We start from the raw sequence: 19,211 nt of genomic DNA on the forward strand, positions 1-19,211 counted from the left end.
TAATTCTAATTTAATCCATTCGAACCATTAATAGATATTACTTTCACAGAGCCTCAAATATAAGGATTATTGGCTCTAACTTAAACATATTTCGAGCACTTTTATTTCTTACACCAACTTGATTCTCAGCTTTCTTAAGATCGTGTAGAATTTATTTTGTTACCAATTGAAAATTGCTATACCTATGATAAGTACCATTTATAAAACTGCTTGTTGCCAAGCTTTACTTACAACGTTTTATTATGCCATTAATATAGCTACACAAGCCGCATTAACAATATCCTGCCAGCTGCATCCCCTAGAGAGATCCATCATGGGTTTGGAAAGTCCCTGCAGAATTGGTCCGGTAGCAGATGCTCCCGCCAGACGTTCCGTAATTTTATAGGCAATATTTCCAGCATCGAGGTTGGGGAAAATTAGCACATTGGCCTGCCCTTTTAATGGAGAATCAGGGGCCTTGCGTTGCGCCACTTCCGGGACAAAGGCAGCATCAAATTGAAGTTCTCCATCAACTTGCAGATCCGGATCTTTTTGTCTGACAATTTTTGTGGCTTCTACCACTAATGCTGTTCGCTCATGTTCTGCACTCCCCTTGGTAGAAAAAGAAAGCATGGCTACTCTGGGTGTTACTTGTGTCAATAACTGATGTGTTCGAGCCGATTCAATGGCTATATCGGCAAGCTGTTCTGCATCAGGATATGGGACTACTCCGCAATCGGCATACGTCAGCGGCGGCTGATTTTTAAGTGCCATTAAAAAAGTACTGGATACCGTATTATTTCCCTTACGAATTCCAATACTGTGAATAGCTGCCCTTATTACTTCGCCTGTAGTAGCGATAGATCCGGCCACACATCCATCGGCAGCTCCCGTTGCTACTAATGTGGCTCCCAGATATAGAGGATCTTCCAGCATTGCTGCGGCTTCTTCTCGGGTAATGCCCTTGTGTTTTCTTCTGTCGTATAAATGATCTATTAGAGCCTCCCAATTTTCGGGCTTATTAATAAAGTAGTCTGACAATTCTTTGGCTATTCTTTTCCCTTCTTTGTTATCTGACGATATGATTTCTTCTCTGTTGCCCAAGAGTTTTACATCGCAAATGTTCTCTTTAACCAAATACGAAGCTGCCTGCAGCACTCTTGCATCCCATGCTTCGGGAAAGACGATGGTTTTATGCTGTTTAGAAGCTCGTTCACGTATTTGTTGAATAATTTCTACATCCATGGTGTCAGTATTACATCAAAAGTATAATTGCAATAACGGCCGTTGCTATGCCGACCCATTGTTTTGTTGAAACACTATCATTCCAAATAATTAAACCCAGAAACGTGCCTCCCAACACATTAAGAATGTTAACAACAGGATAAGCTATAGAACCACTGATGCCGCCCAGTGCATAAATTAAAAAGATTGATGAATATAAATTAGGAATTCCGATAGCTGCCCCCAATAATGCTTCTTTTTTGGTAATAAGCGGCCCCTTTCGAATGAGTGCTATAATTAATCCAATAATAAAAGCTCCTAAAAAGACCAATCCCATAAAGGTAAGCTCATTGAGATTAGTACTAAATTCCTCTTCATATATTTTGAGGGAAGCATCCGCAAAGCCGGATAATACGAAGATTAATATTAACAACCAGGATGCACTTACTGAGCCAATTTTAATGTTGTTCTTTTTGGGAATAAGCAACAACATAGCTCCAAAAACACCAAGAATACCCGCAATTTTAAGTCCGTTCAAGTACTCGGCATACCAATAGATCGATATTACGACGGGTATCAGCAAAGACAATCGCATAGCAGCAATGGTAATCCCCACTCCATTTGTGTGAACCGATTTACTGTATGCTACAAAATTACCAATAAAAAAGGCCCCAACGATAATACAGAACAATATGAGAATAGTTGATTGGCTCACAAAAGATGATGTCATACTACCATCGAATCCTACAAACAAGGCAAAAACTGCCGCTACTATATAATTAACCGTGAGCGTATTGAGGGTACGCAGATTTTTTGTTTCAGTAACTTTTAGCAGGTGGGCAATAGTGAGAGAGCATACCGAACTTAAAACCAGGAATACGTACGCCATTATTGTCCGGCTAAATTCAGTTGCGTATTGCCGAGCAGCAATGGATTCTGCGGTCGATCAAAAAGCCTTCGAGAAGTGTAAGACACATTGCGCTCAAGATATTGATAGATATCCGAAAGTACCGTTCTACGTTCTTGAAGCGCTTTAGCAAAAAAGTATGGGAAAATATGATGCTTTTTATCCTCTCTATCACCTGACATGTATAAACGGGATGGATTATTTAACTGTGATCCCATAAGAACCGAACTGTTGGAATTTTTTGACAGTAACGGCGAAACATTGCTTTCGATTATATCCCGCATTTCGTTTTCAGAGAACGATTTTTCACTACTTTCTCTTGCAAAATCTATATCACTTAATACCACTGTTTTTTGGGATGAAATATCACCAATTCGACTAAATATATCTGATACTGCTATTGTGGAATCTGATTGAGTATTGGAGGATACCGTTAAAAACTGCAACTTTCGCTGTTCTTTATCTATAGCACCATATCCGCTAACGTATACAAACAGCTCGGTACTATCATTAGCTGTTGACCGCAATGTAGAAAGTAGTGTATTAAGGCTGTCACTGTTACTTATATCTGCCAGTTGATAGATATTTTCTTCAGAATAACCCAATGCATTTTGAAGATAGGTATGTATCAAGCGCCCGTCGCGTAGTGCATAATTACGTTCTCCGAGCGTATCAGCATAGTTTTGGTTTATTACCAATAGTGCCTTGGCATTGGGATTTTGATCACGAAGCATTGGAATATTACTTTCGACATCAATTTCACCGAAAGGAACCCTGGGAACGGTCACAACCTGATCCTCGACCTCATAGTCTTCCGACCGCCATATAATACTGGCATCCGATTTTTTAATATACGTTTCAGATATCCCGTACATCACCTGATACCAGTCATCGTTAATACTGCTAATTTTAAGCTGGCTTCCCTCAACAAGATCTGCAAGTACATTGTCGGCATTCTCCTGCGGGCTATTGCGCAATGCTGTAATTTGCTCGTTAATGACAGCATAAGGTTGTAAAACGGAATCTATGGCATAATTATAACGATACAGCGAGTCGGCAAATAGCACTTCAACCGTAGTATTTCCAACATTTTGGCCCGACAGTTTTAAATTATTCAGCACATTCCCAATTGGAATATTAAGCACTCCATTAGTAATATCCTGGTTGCTATCCTCAAAAATAATTAGATCGTTATATAGCATATAAACCGATGCAGAAGTATCAACTTTGGCATCGGCTTTTACGGTATCAACTTCTACCGTAGTACCGGTAGTTCTCTTGTAACGCTCCTCTCCCGTCGGACGTGGTTCGCCCACAGGTTTCATATTTAGGAACCCTGATGCAAGCATTAAAGCACTTATCCCATTTAGGGTCCACCTTTTTGCTGATGAGGAATGCTTGCCAAAATCAGCAATATTTGCCAGGTAAAATGCCATTGCTGCGCCACCAACACCCAATGCCATTACCCCTGGCCGCAATCTATAATCCTGGATATTGCGCTGCATTAATACGCGCTGTGTATATTCATATTCAACTTCGGAGAAAAGTGCTAACGACAAGACCGGATTATCGGGCGTTACCTTTTCAGTTTGCTGTAGAAAGTAATTTTCCTCCACTATCTCAAAGTCAGAACGGTCAATGGATTCCTTTTCTTTGACAGTCCAGCGAGCACTGGTACAGGATCCCAAAAAGGAAAGCAAAATTGATGCTAATAATATGTAGTGTAACTTTTTCAACAATTATTACAGTGATATTGTAGCTCCTATGCCGAATACCTGCCGAAATTTAAATGCATTTTCGGTCCCCGGATGGGAAAGCCAAAAAGGCATATCGTAACGCAAAACTAAGCCTCGTGATTTTCCAAGATAATCAGGAATATCAATTGACAATAAAAAACCGAGTCCTGCATCAGACAACAGATTGTTTTCCTCAATACTCGTTAGCCCAAGTGATGTTCCCGAATCCCAAAATAAATATGATCGAAGATCAACCAGGCCACCAATCACGGGAATATCTTTCAGTCCGTTATCTAACGGATTAGGATAATCAAATTCAAGATTAAGGGCTGAAATCGATGTGTAAAACGGTACATTCCCATTATTCAATGATTGAATATCGTTCTTTAGATATCCTCTTAAACCCGGCCCACCTGTGACCTGAATATTTCCAATTTGCATCCATGAAGGTGGAATAGTACCCCGTGCTCTGGTAAGTCCGCTCTCCATCCAGTATCGGGGAGATCGAAAACTATGAGTGAACAAATACTCGGGAGCTGTATTATCAGTGGCAAAGCCAGAGTACAATCGCCCGGAGAGTGAAAATTGTTCAGAAAAATCAATTTTTTGTCGGAGAATAACCTCACTGCGCAAAAAGCGATCAGCTTCGCCTGCTATATTTGCATCTGCTGTAAGAGAAATAGCATATCTCCCAAGTCCATTTACATCAGTCAAATCAAAAGTGGCATTTGCTAAATACAACCACTTATTTTGCCATAGTTGCTTATACAACAGGTAATCTTCGTTAAATCGATGCTCTCCTCTAACACCTATCGCTAACTCCTTGTAATTCATTTCATTAAAGCCGGTCTGCCAACGTTTGTTAAAGGTTAGACCATGTATTTGAAATCCGGTGCGATAGGATGTTCTTGCAGAGATACTTCCTTCATTCCCGAAATCTGAAATTGCAGGAATTGGTTCGGTGTATTTTATGTAATATGAAATTGGTTCGTTTGGAAAGTTCGTACCAAGCCAAAGTCCGGCATTCAATCGATGTGGGCCGTCCCCAAAAGACCCTGGTACCTGACCACGAAGACGTATTCCTATTCGAATACCATCCACACTATTATACCACGCATCAGGAGCTGGCAAAAGCTCATAGGAGGATTCGTTATCTTGTGCATGCGATTCATTGGGAATTGAAATCACACCAATAACAAGAACAAAAAATAGTGTTATACAACGATAAAACGATTTTACAATTCTATTATCCACTCGTTTAAAATTTGTTTAGATATTACGATATCAGCTAATAATTTCATTAGCCGTATCTGCTCCGGCCATTGAATATAGGTATCTAACTCATCTTCGGAAATCCATTTCCAGCTAGCATGTTCGTGATTCAACGTTATGGCTGACTCTTTATTTACTTCAGCACCAAAAGCTGGAATCTGTAAAATCCTATCACTATCGGGATCATAAAATTGATTCACTGAAGGAATTGACCAAAAAAGATCGGGCGACAGACCTGTTTCTTCTTTCAGTTCTCTTAAAGCCGCATTATAATAGGTTTCTTTGGGATTCACTTTACCGCCAATCATTCGCCATTGATGAGCATATTGTACATCAGCTGCGCGTTTAAAAATAAGGAATTCAACCTCGTTCTGTTCTCTTTGGTATGGATATACGTCAACGAGGCGTTTCATATTATGATATGTCAGGAATCCAGCACTTTTTTCTTAAAGTACTCCAAAGCCAGAGACAAACCTTCCCTGCGGTCATAGGTTGGCTCCCAATCCAGTACTTCTTTAGCACGACTGATATCAGGCTGACGGACTTGCGGATCGTCTTTGGGTAACTCTTCGAAGATGATTTCGCTGTCACTGTCGGTAAGCTCAATGATCTCTTTGGCAAACTCCAGGATCGTAATCTCCTCGGGATTACCGATATTTATTGGCTCAACATAATCCGATTGCGAAAGTCGCCAAACTCCTTCCACGAGATCATCCACATACATAAACGAACGGGTTTGAGAACCATCTCCATAAACGGTTATTGGATTGCCCCGTAATGCCTGTCGCATAAAGGTTGGAAGTGCACGGCCGTCATGCAGACGCATTCGTGATCCATAGGTATTAAAAATGCGTACAATTCGCGTCTCAATGCCATGATAACGGTGATATGCCATTGACATCGCTTCGGCAAAACGTTTAGCCTCATCATACACTCCGCGATGTCCTATTGGATTTACATTGCCCCAATAATTTTCTTTCTGTGGATGCGTGAGCGGATCGCCATACACCTCACTGGTAGAAGCGAGCAAAAACCGGGCATCTTTTTCTTTGGCCAGTCCCAGTGCTTTGTGAGTCCCCAGCGAACCCACTTTCAGGGTTTGAATGGGCATCTCAAGATAATCTACGGGAGAGGCGGGCGAAGCAAAATGCAGAATTAAATCCAAATCACCCTTAACATGGATAAAGTTTGTTACATCGTGATTAACAAATTCGAATGATTTATTCCCCATCAAATGAGCGATATTGTCTGCACTCCCTGTAAGGAGATTATCCATGCAGATAACCTCGTAGCCTTCTTTCAGGTAACGGTCACATAAATGAGAACCTAAAAATCCTGCTCCTCCGGTAATTAGAACTCGTTTTTTCTTAGATATAGCGTCGGACAAAATAGATAACTTTAAATTAATGGAAAGGAATTACTGGGGATCATTTTTTCTTAAACCAGTCCCCAGAGATATTATTCTTTATTTTCGCCGACAGCCTTTTTCTTATCCACATTAATGGCCGGTCTTCCCACACTGATGTAGGTGATCCCGGCTTTTTCAGCGCGGTTAAGATCGTAGAGATTACGTCCGTCAAAGATCACCGGCGTTTTCATTTCATCGGCGAAATTATCGACGGTGGGCCGGCGGAACTCGTTCCATTCGGTGCAGATCACCAGCGCGTCGACATTGTCGAGGGCCTCTTGTTGATTATGGACGAAGGTGGTCGCCTCGAGCACCTGTGGGCTGGTGGCCTGCTTGAAGGTGCCAATGGCTTCGGGATCGTAGGCCAGCAGGGTGGCACCGCGTTTTACCAGCTCCTCGGCAATATACAGGGCCGGAGCCTCGCGGATGTCGTCGGTTTCGGGCTTAAAGGATAGCCCCCACATGCCAAAGGTTTTCCCCGAGAAGTCGTCGGTTTCGTAGTAGTCTTCCATCTTTTTGACAATCGACACCTTCTGGGCATCATTGACCTGCATGACGGAGTCCACAATTTTAAAGTCGTAGCCGTACTGGCCGGCCGTGTGATGGATGGCTTCGACATCTTTGGGGAAACAGCTGCCCCCGTAACCAATGCCGGCAAACAGGAAACGCTTGCCGATGCGGGAGTCGGTGCCGATGCCGCGGCGGATGTTATCAACATTGGCGCCGACCTTCTCGCAGATGTTGGCCATCTCGTTCATAAAGGTGATCTTGGTGGCCAGCATCGCATTGGCGGCGTACTTGGTCAGCTCGGCGCTGCGGCGGTCCATGGTGATGATGGGATTGCCCGAGCGGACAAACGGCTCGTAAAGCGTGGTCATAATCTCGGCGGCCTCGTCGCTGTCGGTGCCAATTACTACGCGCTCGGGATATTTAAAGTCTTCCACAGCGGCCCCTTCCTTCAGAAATTCGGGGTTGGAGACCACATCAAACAGCGCTCGGTCGACCTTGTCGGCAATAAGCTCCTCGACGCGGTCGCCGGTGCCCACGGGGACGGTCGATTTGTTAACGACCACCGTATAGTCGTCGATGAGCGGGCCGAGCTCGCTGGCCACTTGCATGACGGCGCTCAGGTCGGCCTGACCGTCGCCGCCGGGCGGGGTCGGCAGGCACAGAAACACGATATCGGCCTCAGGCACCGCCTCGGTAATGTCGGTGGTAAAATGCAGGCGATCCTCGCGCTGGCTGCGGGCGAAGATCGTCTCCAGGCCCGGCTCGTAAATCGGGATCTGGCCGTCTTTTAATTGTTCTACTTTCTGCTGGTCAATATCGACACATGTGACGTTGTTTCCGGAATCGGCGAAACAAGTCCCGCTGACCAGCCCCACATATCCCGTTCCTATAACTGCTAAGTTCATTTACTTATCGCTCTATATCTTTAACTTCTAATTTTAGTTTTCCGGCAGGAACGTCTACTTCGAACGTTTCTCCGATCTCTCTACCAAGGATGGCTTTTCCAATTGGTGAATCAACTGAAATTTTATTCTTTTTAAAGTTCGCCTCATCCTTTGATACAAGAGTATATTTGACCTCTTTATCTACATTATGGTTGTAGATAGTTATCGTTGAAAGCAAATAGGCTTTATCTGTTTTAATGTCTTCCTCATCAAGTATGCGGGCATTTGCAAGGGCGTTCTCGAGCTCGGCAATTCTTTTTTCAAGCATGCCCTGTGCTTCTTTAGCCGCATCGTATTCAGCATTTTCGCTTAAGTCTCCCTTTGCCCGTGCCTCAGCAATTTCCTCGGCAATTTCTTTTCGTCCCCGGGTCTTTAAATCATGTAATTCTTCTTCAAGTTTCTCGTATCCTTCTCGTGATAGATAATTCTTATCCACGGTACTTTTCTTTGATTTAAATCATTGTTTGCGCAAATTTATAAATAATAAATGCCAGCCAAACAAGCTGACACCATTCTCTATAAAGAGCCTTAAAATACCATGATTTACACTCTGTTTCCAAATCTAAATTAGTATGAACTTTGTCATTTATTAGGAGACCTTGAATATAAACCGGACTGTATATTTTGCTAGACGTTAAACTAAGTTATAGATTGGTGTTTTCAAGATCGTTTTATCCACAGAAAAAGAACGCTTATAACAATATGAATGAACATCAAAATATCGTAGTTGCCACAGTAGTTTGTGGGCTGATATTAATTATTGTATATCTTTGTCCGTGGCATATTGAGTCTTCAAGCGAAATAAAATGGAGCCCGATTTACCAACAGCCTATTACGTATGAGCGCACCTATGGCGGTGACTACGGACGTGATGGTGGTTCACAGTTAACATCAGAGAATGCCGAAATTGCATATGGTATTCTCATTATTGAAATAGCTGTACTTTTAGCAGTCGGGGGACTTCTGTATTTATTCTTTTCAGATCCCGCTATGGAAAAGGAAGATCTGCCAGAGGAATAACATTTAGAACTATCAATATTATATCTATATCAAGGATAAGGAACCCAAATAATATATTGACTCAATATCCAACCTCTTATTTCTAAAATTCCTCTTCCAATCTCCTGACTCTCTCCTCAACTACCATTATCATCATGCAATTACTATTTTAGCACTGCTTTTTAATATTCCTATCAAATCATCTAAAGCTGATGCCTAAACTGAGTACCAAGGAAATCCTCAAGCAAAACCTGGAACGTACAATTCCGGGGCACCTGAATAAGCTCAAAATTATTCTTCATAATGTCAGGAGTATGCACAACGTGGGAGCTGCTTTTCGCAGCGCCGATGCCTTTGGCATAGATGAGATTATAATTTCCGGATATACTCCTACTCCACCGCGCCCCGAAATTGCCAAGACAGCAATCGGTGCCCAGAAACACGTTGACTGGCAGCAAGTAGAGCATCCCCGGAAACACATAGAAACCCTGAAGGAAAAGGGATACCGACTGGTGGGACTGGAACAAATGACGGACAGTATTTTGCTGCCTGATTACACCATCCCCAAAGAACAGGATATCTGCCTTGTTTTTGGTAACGAAGTCACCGGAGTTGATGAGAATATTCTATCATATATTGATGATTTTGTGGAAATACCACAATACGGGCACAAGCATTCTTTAAATGTATCGGTAACGGTAGGTGTAGCGCTATATGCGTTTTTGGAAAAGTATTGGTAAGTGTCTAAATGTTTGGCATATCTATGATTGGAATACCATACCGATCTTCGTATAACATGAATGGATTTAAAACCTATCGTCGATAATTCAATCATCTTTCCTTTCTAAAACTATCTGTTCCGGTCTTCCAACTACGATCTGCGGCGTACCTTCATGCATTTCAATACTCCCAGTTACACAGATTTGACGATTTTTATACTTTTGTTCGGGAGGCGTTTTCCACTTCGACCTTTCTTCGCCCCAGATAACTGCAGTAAATAACTGATTGGGATGTGGCTGGCCAAAGTTCAAAAAGGTGAGATTGCCATCAATTTCTCTAATAAAATCGGCTGATACAACGGTTCCACAAACTTTTGCCGGAGTTCCAACGTGATTGACAGCCTCAGCTGCAGAAATCTGAATTTCGGGAACAGGGATGGCTTTTTTCGGTTGATATACTCTTGAAAGAACCAAACCAGTAACCACGATTATAATAAGTACCGGAAAGATATACTTAAGATTTCCCCTAATGCTATCCATCATTTCTTCGACAACTTTGAATTAAAATGGAAAGCATACAGTAATACTGTAAAATAATGAACCGAGTTATTGATCTTTTTATAGGTTTTTTATGTTAATTGTTAAATAAATTAAATAAGCATTTCATGCTATTGTTTTAATTACATACCCGTCGTAATATTCAGTAAATAAGAATATCATTTCAGTTATTTATTTAGGATAAGCATGTGTAAATCTAACAAAAGTTTAAATCAATATTATAAAACCGGAAACTACAAAGGGTTCTATAAGATTAGAGAGCGCGTTTACAAGCTGTCGGCCAAAACACACCTTACCTTCAGCAATGGAGAAAAGGAACTTTTTGCATCCGGACAGTTTATAGAAGAAGCTCTTATCAAGATCTTTGCTCAGATAGATGAGATCATAGCAGTGAAAGAATTATCAGAAACTAAAGATGATGTTCATTGCCCATAAACAAAGTATTTTGTGTGCAGGAGTATTCTAACCTGCCCTGAGCTAAGGTTCTCTCAATACCGTATTTCTTTAAAGCAACGATGATAAGAACAATCATTCCATTACCAATGGCAGCCAAGATAAGTGGCACCATTTAAAAGGTTTCATTGCTCAATAACTGTAACACATAGATCATTACAGACGAGATAAAAAATTTGGTCAAAATGATACAAGATCCCGCCTAGAATGATCTGTCAAAATTCTTTATCGTCCTATCCTTTTTGACCTCTCGGAAGTTTATATATTGGATTAATTAAAAATTTACCCATAAACCGTTTTTAATTTTAGGACCGATACTCTTATTTTCGAGCTCAGAAAATCAAACGTCAAATTACTGTCCATGTCCAAACGAACACTTGTTACTTCTGCCCTGCCCTATGCCAACGGACCGATACATTTGGGACATCTTGCAGGTGCTTATCTGCCCGCTGATCTTTACGTCCGCTATAAACGACTAACAGATGAGGATATCATTCATATTTGCGGATCTGATGAGCATGGCGTTCCCATCACTATTGCAGCTGAAAAGGAAGGTATTAGTCCGCAGGATATTGTAGACAAATTTCACGAACGGAATAAACAGATATTCAAAGATTTCGGCATTCACTTTGACTATTATGGTCGGACTAGTTCGGAAGTCCATCATCAAACATCACAGGAGTTTTTTACAAAGCTTTACGAGGACGATATTTTCGTACAAAAGACCGAAGAGCAGCTCTACGATCCCAAAGCCGAAATGTTCCTTCCCGATCGCTATGTAAAAGGCACTTGCCCGAATTGCGGATATGAAGAAGCTTACGGGGATCAGTGTGAGAGCTGTGGAAAATCTCTTTCGCCCACTGAGCTCAAAAATCCCAAAAGTGCCATTACAGGAGATATTCCGGAGACCAAAAAAACGACGCACTGGTATCTGCCGCTGGGTGATTTTCAAGAGCGACTTGAACAATGGCTCGACACTCGAGAAAACTGGAAACCCAATGTAATGGGTCAGGTTAAAAGTTGGCTTAACGACGGACTTGCGGATCGGGCAGTAACACGTGACTTAACGTGGGGCGTGCCGGTTCCCCTTGATGAAGCTAAAGGCAAAGTACTCTACGTCTGGTTTGATGCGCCCATCGGATATATTTCAGCAACCAAAGAATGGGCGGCCGAGCAAGGTAATCCCGACGAGTGGAAAAGTTACTGGCAAGACGAAGATACCGACCTCATCCATTTTATAGGTAAAGACAATATCGTCTTTCACTGCATCATGTTTCCCGCCACACTAATGGCGCATGGCAATTATGTATTACCTAAAAATGTGCCGGCTAATGAGTTTCTCAACTTAGAAGGAAAGAAGTTGTCAACCTCTCGGGGATGGGCTGTTTGGCTGGATGAATACCTAAAAGATTTTGACGCTGATCTGCTTCGTTATGTATTGGGTACTACCCTTCCGGAAACAAAAGACTCCGACTTTTCCTGGGAAGATTTCCAAAACAAGGTGAACAGTGAACTGGCCGACGTGCTCGGTAATTTTGTGTATCGGACTACTTCCTTTACCGAAAACTATTTTGACGGCAATGTTCCCAAATTAACCGATCCAACCGCTAAGGATCGAGAGACGTTAGCAAAAATTGGGGAGCAGAAGCAAAAAATAAGCGAAGCGTATGAACAGTTTAAGCTGCGCGAAGCTATTGCAGAAACCATGAATTTAGCACGTATCGGCAATAAGTACTTTACCGATATGGAACCATGGCAAACACGCAAAGAGGATCTAGAAACCTGTGGCAATACGCTGCATGTATGTCTTCAGATCACTGCTGCCCTCAGCATCCTTTTTGATCCCATCCTGCCCAATAAAATGGCAGATCTGCGCAATGAATTAAATATTGCGGATGATATTAGCTGGGATAAGGTTTCTGATACCATTTTAACGAGCGGCTCGGAGATTAAAAAAGGAGCTATTCTATTCGAAAAAATTGAGGATGAAGAAATCGAACAACAACTCAATAAATTAAAAGAACGGGCGGCCGATACCGAAGAAGAATCCAAGGAATACAAGCCCCTTAAGGAGAATATGGAGTTTGACGATTTTATGAAAATGGACCTGCGAGCCGGAAAAATCATTGAGGCTTCTGCCATCGAAAAAGCAGATAAGTTGCTCAAGATAAAAGTGGATCTGGGTTTTGAGGAACGTATTATTGTATCGGGTATTTCCAACGATTTTTCTCCCGATGAAATCACAGGACAAAACGTTTGTGTCGTAGCAAATCTGGCTCCCAAGAAACTTATGGGGGTTGAAAGTAATGGCATGATTTTGATGGCTGAGGAAGAAGATGGCACGCTAAAATTTGTAGAAACAAATGCTGAGCCTGGAAGTGTCATAAAGTAATGCTATTTTTTTTATCGGGCAGTCATCTATAGGGATGGAAATATATTTAGTACTTTCGTTGATTATTATTAACATCTTTTGAAAAATTTGATTTGTAAGTAAGTTTCTTGCATTACATTTTACGGCGACATTTTATTTTGATGCTTATTAACCAAAAATAAAGAAACGGGGATCTGACTTTTGGCTGAAACAACATCTACAACTCGGGGAAATTGGAATTCGAAAATGGGATTTATTCTGGCAGCAGCCGGATCGGCCGTTGGCCTGGGTAACATCTGGCGGTTTCCCACTGAGGTAGCCTCAAATGGTGGCGGGGCCTTTCTCTTAATTTATCTATTGTGCTGTTTTGCTGTAGGCTTTCCCGTGATGGTGGCAGAATTAAGTCTTGGCCGAAAAACAAATCGAAATCCCGTAGGAGCATTCAAAGCTTTAAGCTCCAATAAATTTTATCCGCTTATTGGTTTCTGGGGGGTTCTTTGTGGGGTTATGATCCTCTCCTTTTATACGGTAGTTGCAGGCTGGACCTTTAGCTATGTATTTGAAGAAATTCTCTTTTTTACGGGATTTACTGAATGGGCTGCCCTGTTTGCCGACGTCTCGCACGGAGTTAAAAATGCAATTTTTTCAGTGCTATTTATGGGTGCTACCGTGTCCATAATTCTGGGAGGCGTAAGTGATGGTATTGAACGGGCAACTAAATTTTTGATGCCGGTTTTGATCGGGATCTTGATAATAATGATCGGTTACGTTGCCTTTCAACCGGGAGCAGCTGTAGGATTTACTGAATATCTTAAGCCTGATTTTTCGATGATCTCGGCCCCTCTTGTGTTCAGTGCTATGGGACAGGCTTTCTTTTCGCTTTCGTTGGGGATGGGGGCCTTAATTACCTATGGATCCTACCTGAGTAAAAAAGAAAATATTCCCGAAGCTGCAGCCTATGTTACGCTTGCTGATGTGGGAATTGCCTTTTTGGCCGGGCTGCTTATAATGCCGGCCATGTATATGGCAGAATCCTTTGGAGTAAATATTTTTAATGATTCCGGAGAATTATTGGCCAGTACCGACCTTATCTTCCAGGTTCTTCCTGCCCTTTTTCATAGTTTAAGCACTACAGCAGGTATTATTTTCGGTACCAGCTTCTTCCTGCTTTTGTCGATGGCTGCTCTTACCTCAACCATTTCACTGCTCGAAGTTCCCACTTCTTATGTAATAGACGAATTTAATGTACAACGCAAAAAAGCAGCAACCATGATCGGCGGGGGAATTTTAATAATATCGCTTATTATTTCATTTGATATCTCCCTCATCAATACTATCGATTTTATATTTAGTACGGTAGGTCTACCACTTGGTGGATTCTTAATTTGTTACTTCTTGGGATATGTCTGGAAGGTCGAAAATGCTTTTAAAGAGTTAGAACAAGGCTATCACGGGTTGCACACCTCCCTGTTCAAAACCATTTGGCCAATCTTTATAAAATATATTGCACCACTTGCAATTTTATATAATCTGTTAGAAGCCATTGGATTGATAACATATATTCAGGAACTATTTTAAGCTTGTTATCTTTCACGTCTCATGGTATTTTTGGGCACTGAATTTGAAGATCATTAAATAAGGTTTATGGCAAAAGTTACTACATCAGATTTTAGAACCGGGATGGTTATTGAGCTCAATAATGAGCTATATGAAGTTGTTGACTATCAGCACGTAAAACCCGGTAAGGGCGGCGCCTTTCTGCGCACAAAATTAAAAGGCGTTGTAAACGAAAAGAATATTGAAAAGAAATTTCGTTCCGGTGAAGATGTTGAAGAAATTAGGGTGGAACATCAGCCCTATCAATTTCTATACAAGGATGGGAATCTATTCTATTTTATGCACCAGGAAACGTATCGGCAACTGCCTGTATCAAAAGAAAATGTAAAGAAGTCTGAATTTATTGCCGAAGGACAAGAGTGTACCTTAGTAATAGATGTTGATAACGAGGAAGTATTGTATGCACAGCCGCCCGATCATATTACGGTGAAAATTGCCAAGACTCGTCCGGGTCTTAAAGGTGATACGGCCACGGGCGGAAGTAAACCGGCAACATTGGAATCAGGCGCCAAGGTACAGGTGCCGCTTTTTATTAACGAAGGCGAAGAAATAAAAGTCGATACACGAACATCAGAATATATTGAACGCGTAACATCAAACTAATTTTATATCATGGATTTAAAAGAAATTGAAAATCTTCTGGACCTCATTGCCAAAAGTGACGTCAATGAAGTGTCTATAGAAGAAGGGGATTTCAAAATCAAGGTTAAAAAACAGCCTGATATCAAGGAATCATCGGCGCAGCAGCAAATGCCGATGCAATATCAGGTCCCTGCTCAGCCGCAACAAGGGTCTCAGACACAGCAGGCTCCGCAACAGCAGCCTCAACAACCATCGGGTGGGGAAACATCCGAAGATTCCGGTGGCGACAGTCAGCCGTCAGGTGATGTGGTTAAATCTCCTATCGTAGGAACTTTTTACCGATCCCCCTCCCCCGACGATGATCCTTTTGTTAAAGTAGGCGATACCGTCGAAAAAGGTGAAACCTTGTGCATTGTGGAGGCGATGAAAATAATGAATGAAATAGAATCTGATTATTCCGGAGAGATTAAGAAGATTCTTGTCGAAGACGGTGAAGCAGTAGAATACGATCAACCCTTATTTATCATCGGGTAAAAAGCATTTATACACATGTTTAACAAAATTCTTATCGCCAACAGAGGCGAAATTGCACTACGAATAATTCGAACATGCAAAGAAATGGACATTCCTACGGTAGCTGTATTTTCTACCGCCGATCGGGATAGTCTGCATGTAAAATTTGCTGATGAGGCGGTCTGTATAGGGCCTGCTCCCAGTAAGGATAGCTATCTTAAAATACCGAATATCTTAGCGGCCGCAGAAATCACTAACGCAGATGCCATTCATCCCGGCTATGGTTTTCTATCCGAAAAGGCCGAGTTTTCCCGTATTTGTGCCGAGCACGATCTCAAATTTATAGGCCCAGCGCCCGAAAGTATTGCCGCCATGGGAAACAAATCTATGGCCAAGGAAACAATGGAAGACAGCGGCGTCCCTACTGTCCCCGGCAGCGAGGGCGTGGTTGAAAGTTTCGATGATGCCAAAAAGATCTGTAAAGAGATCGGCTATCCTGTCATCATTAAAGCTTCATCCGGCGGCGGCGGACGTGGAATGCGTGTTGTTGAGGAAGAAAGCAACCTAAAACAGGCGTATAGCATGTGTAAAAATGAGGCTGAAACAGCTTTTGACGATCCGGATGTTTATATCGAAAAGTTTGTTAAAGATCCTCATCACGTTGAAATACAGGTTCTAGCTGATCAGCACGGGAATGTGATACATCTCGGAGAACGAGATTGTTCATTACAGCGTCGTCATCAAAAAATCTTAGAGGAAGCTCCCTCTCCCCTTATGACGCCTGAATTACGCAAAAAAATGGGAGATGCTGCGGTTGATGCAGCTAAAGCCGTAGATTATGAAGGAGCCGGCACAGTAGAGTTTTTGGTCGATAAAGACCATAACTTCTATTTCATGGAAATGAATACTCGTATCCAGGTTGAGCATCCGGTTACAGAAGAAATTACCAACTATGATCTTGTAGCCGAGCAGATTAAAGCTGCCGCCGGTAAAAAGATGGAGCAGAAAGAGCTTAAAATGCGGGGCCATGCTATCGAGTGTCGTATTAACGCTGAAGATCCGGAGCATAACTTCCGTCCTTCCGCAGGAAAAATTAACGTATTTCATACACCGGGCGGCCATAGCGTTCGTATTGATACGCATGCCTATGCCGGCTACCGGATTCCTCCTCATTACGATTCCATGATTGGTAAGCTGATCGTTAGTGCCCCTACTCGTGAGGAAGCTATAAAACGCATGAAGAGATCGCTGGAAGAGTTTATCATTGAAGGTGTTAAAACAACTATTCCCTATCATATACAATTGATGGATGATGAAAACTTTAAGAAGGGAACATTTACCACCAAGTATTTAGAAAAATTCAAATTTAATCCTGACAACTGATTTAGATAATCTAATATGAGCTATCCCACCGATTTAAAATACACCAAAGAACACGAATGGATCCGAGATAACGGTGACGGCACGGCAACCGTAGGTATTACTGATTTTGCACAAAGCGAACTTGGTGATATTGTATTTGTCGAAATAGAACCGGAAGGTTTTGAATTTGAGCAAGATGAGGTTTTTGGAACCGTTGAGGCTGTTAAAACAGTATCGGAGCTTTTTGCCCCCGTATCTGGCGAAATTGTTGATATCAATGAGCAGCTGGAAATGGAGCCGGAGCTCGTTAATGATGACCCCTACGGTGATGGTTGGATGGTCAAAATATCCGTTAAAGAAGAGTCTCAGCTCGACGACCTTATGTCGCCTGACGAATACAAAGAAATCGTAGCTTAATTCACCCTGGCACCCTCTCGGGTGCCTTTTTTATTTTATTCTGTTTCTATGCAACACCGCCCGCAAGACTGGATACTTATTCTTGATTTTGGTTCTCAATATACGCAGCTCATTGCTCGTCGTGTACGCGAGCTAAATGTATATTGTGAGATCCATCCTTTTAACAAAAACCTTGCTACCTTTTCTGATAATCGACCGAAAGGAGTTATCCTTTCCGGGGGACCAAGCAGCGTTAATGACGAAAATGCCCCTGCTTTAAATAAAAACCTCTTTGATTGGGATGTTCCCGTGTTAGGCATTTGTTACGGATTGCAAATTCTGGCTCACAACGAAATACCGGGAAGTGTAGAAAAAGCAGATCGACGCGAATTTGGCCGCTCAGAGCTTATAGTAGATGATGATTCTGATCTGCTTGCAGAGATACCCAAAGAGTCGATCGTATGGATGAGCCATGGGGATCATATCAAAAAGCTATCCTCGAATTATGAAGTTATTGCTCATACCGACAATGCTCATGTAGCAGCAGTACGTAACGCCGAAAAACCTGTATACGGCGTTCAATTTCATCCCGAAGTCATTCATACCGTGCACGGGAAGCAGATTTTTAAAAATTTTGTGTACTCTATTTGCAAGTTAAAAGGCAGTTGGACGGCCCAGTCTTTTATTGAATCAACCGTGCAGGAGATACGAGAAAAAGTTGGAAATGACCGAGTTATCTGCGGTTTGAGTGGCGGTGTGGATTCAACCGTTGTTGCTACTTTGGTACACGAGGCAATTGGAGATCAGCTGCAGTGTATTTTCGTAGACAACGGTGTGCTACGAAAGAATGAATTTCGAGATGTGCTGGATGTGTATGAAGAGCAGTTACATCTGCCGGTAAAAGGAATTGATGCCAGTGATAAATTCCTTGAGCGACTTAAAGGAGTCATTGACCCCGAAATGAAGCGAAAAATTATCGGGGAAACTTTTATTGAGGTATTTGATGATGCCATTGCTCACGATGATTCTTATAAATATCTGGCTCAGGGTACGTTATATCCCGATGTAATTGAAAGTATCTCTTTCAAGGGCCCTTCGGCGACCATTAAATCACACCACAACGTGGGCGGGTTGCCCGATGAGATGAATCTAGACCTTATTGAACCGGTTCGAGAGCTTTTTAAAGACGAAGTTCGCAATGTGGGCCGTGAACTTGGAATTCCCGAGCATTTTATCAAGCGTCATCCCTTCCCGGGTCCGGGTTTGGCTATCCGTGTTATTTCTGACGTCGATCGTCAAAAGCTTAAAATATTACGGGAGGCTGACGACATTTTTATTAGCGAATTGCGCAAACAAGATCTGTATGATGAAGTCTGGCAAGCACTTGCTGTACTGCTACCGGTACAAAGTGTGGGCGTAATGGGGGATGAACGTACCTATGAGTTTACTATAGGATTACGGGCGGTTACCAGCGTTGATGGTATGACGGCCGACTGGGCACACCTGCCCCATCCATTTTTGGCTCATGTATCAAACAGAATTATCAATGAGGTTCGTGGCATTAACCGCGTAGTGTATGATGTTAGCTCAAAACCCCCTTCAACTATTGAGTGGGAATAGACCAGAGAACAAAACCACTGCAATTTAGTTAGTATAAGCAA

19 protein-coding genes are annotated in these 19,211 nt (G+C 42.2%); 10 read left to right on the forward strand and 9 right to left on the reverse strand.

Annotation, left to right across the window (positions count from 1 at the left end; translation table 11 throughout):
• Nucleotides 1-240: 240 nt before the first annotated feature.
• From pta to greA, 8 genes are all read right to left on the reverse strand, one after another.
• Nucleotides 241-1,224: a phosphate acetyltransferase gene (pta, locus tag U5J89_RS13280; protein WP_322576127.1), complete on the reverse strand. Its 984-nt coding sequence runs from the start codon at nt 1,222-1,224 to the stop codon at nt 241-243.
• Nucleotides 1,225-1,234: 10 nt separating this feature from the next.
• Entirely contained in the window at nt 1,235-2,092 is an 858-nt protein-coding gene (locus U5J89_RS13285; protein WP_322576128.1) for an EamA family transporter, read from the reverse strand.
• Nucleotides 2,092-3,846 carry a caspase family protein gene (locus U5J89_RS13290; RefSeq protein WP_322576129.1) on the reverse strand — a complete coding sequence of 585 codons (1,755 nt, stop codon included), beginning with the start codon at nt 3,844-3,846 and terminating at the stop codon, nt 2,092-2,094. Before U5J89_RS13290 ends, U5J89_RS13285 begins: the two co-directional genes overlap by 1 nt.
• Nucleotides 3,847-3,852: 6 nt before the next feature.
• Nucleotides 3,853-5,100, reverse strand: a complete 1,248-nt coding sequence (locus U5J89_RS13295) for a hypothetical protein (protein WP_322576130.1) — start codon at nt 5,098-5,100, stop codon at nt 3,853-3,855.
• Nucleotides 5,082-5,531, reverse strand: a complete 450-nt coding sequence (locus tag U5J89_RS13300; protein WP_322576131.1) for an NUDIX domain-containing protein — start codon at nt 5,529-5,531, stop codon at nt 5,082-5,084. The genes U5J89_RS13295 and U5J89_RS13300 overlap by 19 nt, the downstream gene beginning before the upstream one ends.
• Before the next feature lie 11 nt (nt 5,532-5,542).
• Complete coding sequence (locus U5J89_RS13305) at nt 5,543-6,505, reverse strand: UDP-glucuronic acid decarboxylase family protein (RefSeq protein ID WP_322576132.1); 963 nt, start codon at nt 6,503-6,505, stop codon at nt 5,543-5,545.
• A gap of 71 nt (nt 6,506-6,576) precedes the next feature.
• Nucleotides 6,577-7,941 (reverse strand): UDP-glucose/GDP-mannose dehydrogenase family protein, encoded by a 1,365-nt coding sequence (locus U5J89_RS13310; protein WP_322576133.1) that lies wholly within the window; start codon nt 7,939-7,941, stop codon nt 6,577-6,579.
• Between the two features lie 4 nt (nt 7,942-7,945).
• A complete protein-coding gene (greA, locus tag U5J89_RS13315) occupies nt 7,946-8,416 on the reverse strand; it encodes a transcription elongation factor GreA (RefSeq protein ID WP_322576134.1) in 471 nt (156 codons plus the stop codon).
• A gap of 266 nt (nt 8,417-8,682) precedes the next feature.
• On the opposite strand from greA, the gene U5J89_RS13320 reads away from it, so the two are divergent.
• Complete coding sequence (locus U5J89_RS13320; protein WP_322576135.1) at nt 8,683-9,000, forward strand: hypothetical protein; 318 nt, start codon at nt 8,683-8,685, stop codon at nt 8,998-9,000.
• Nucleotides 9,001-9,191: 191 nt separating this feature from the next.
• Complete coding sequence (locus tag U5J89_RS13325; RefSeq protein ID WP_322576136.1) at nt 9,192-9,719, forward strand: RNA methyltransferase; 528 nt, start codon at nt 9,192-9,194, stop codon at nt 9,717-9,719.
• 87 nt (nt 9,720-9,806) lie between these two features.
• Here U5J89_RS13325 and U5J89_RS13330 read toward each other — a convergent pair whose 3' ends face one another.
• Nucleotides 9,807-10,241 carry a hypothetical protein gene (locus U5J89_RS13330; RefSeq protein ID WP_322576137.1) on the reverse strand — a complete coding sequence of 145 codons (435 nt, stop codon included), beginning with the start codon at nt 10,239-10,241 and terminating at the stop codon, nt 9,807-9,809.
• Between the two features lie 201 nt (nt 10,242-10,442).
• Here U5J89_RS13330 and U5J89_RS13335 point away from each other — a divergent pair, with 201 nt between their 5' ends.
• The 8 genes from U5J89_RS13335 (at nt 10,443) to guaA (ending at nt 19,170) form a co-directional block, all read left to right on the forward strand.
• Entirely contained in the window at nt 10,443-10,691 is a 249-nt protein-coding gene (locus U5J89_RS13335) for a hypothetical protein (RefSeq protein WP_322576138.1), read from the forward strand.
• A 379-nt stretch (nt 10,692-11,070) separates the two neighbouring features.
• The gene (gene metG / locus U5J89_RS13340) at nt 11,071-13,101 is read left to right on the forward strand and encodes a methionine--tRNA ligase (RefSeq protein ID WP_322576139.1); all 2,031 of its coding nucleotides are present in this window, start codon (nt 11,071-11,073) and stop codon (nt 13,099-13,101) included.
• A 180-nt stretch (nt 13,102-13,281) separates the two neighbouring features.
• Nucleotides 13,282-14,658, forward strand: a complete 1,377-nt coding sequence (locus U5J89_RS13345; RefSeq protein ID WP_322576140.1) for a sodium-dependent transporter — start codon at nt 13,282-13,284, stop codon at nt 14,656-14,658.
• A 66-nt stretch (nt 14,659-14,724) separates the two neighbouring features.
• Entirely contained in the window at nt 14,725-15,300 is a 576-nt protein-coding gene (gene efp / locus U5J89_RS13350; RefSeq protein ID WP_322576141.1) for an elongation factor P, read from the forward strand.
• A 9-nt stretch (nt 15,301-15,309) separates the two neighbouring features.
• Nucleotides 15,310-15,813, forward strand: coding sequence for an acetyl-CoA carboxylase biotin carboxyl carrier protein (gene accB / locus U5J89_RS13355; protein ID WP_322576142.1), 504 nt, complete (start codon nt 15,310-15,312; stop codon nt 15,811-15,813).
• A gap of 15 nt (nt 15,814-15,828) precedes the next feature.
• Entirely contained in the window at nt 15,829-17,175 is a 1,347-nt protein-coding gene (gene accC, locus U5J89_RS13360) for an acetyl-CoA carboxylase biotin carboxylase subunit (protein WP_322576143.1), read from the forward strand.
• 15 nt (nt 17,176-17,190) lie between these two features.
• Nucleotides 17,191-17,571, forward strand: a complete 381-nt coding sequence (gene gcvH, locus U5J89_RS13365) for a glycine cleavage system protein GcvH (protein ID WP_322576144.1) — start codon at nt 17,191-17,193, stop codon at nt 17,569-17,571.
• Nucleotides 17,572-17,619: 48 nt separating this feature from the next.
• Nucleotides 17,620-19,170: a glutamine-hydrolyzing GMP synthase gene (guaA, locus tag U5J89_RS13370; protein WP_322576145.1), complete on the forward strand. Its 1,551-nt coding sequence runs from the start codon at nt 17,620-17,622 to the stop codon at nt 19,168-19,170.
• Nucleotides 19,171-19,211: the final 41 nt, after the last annotated feature.

It is taken from the genome of Fodinibius sp. (genome assembly GCF_034521915.1).
Taxonomy (GTDB): Bacteria; Bacteroidota; Rhodothermia; order Balneolales; family Balneolaceae; genus Fodinibius.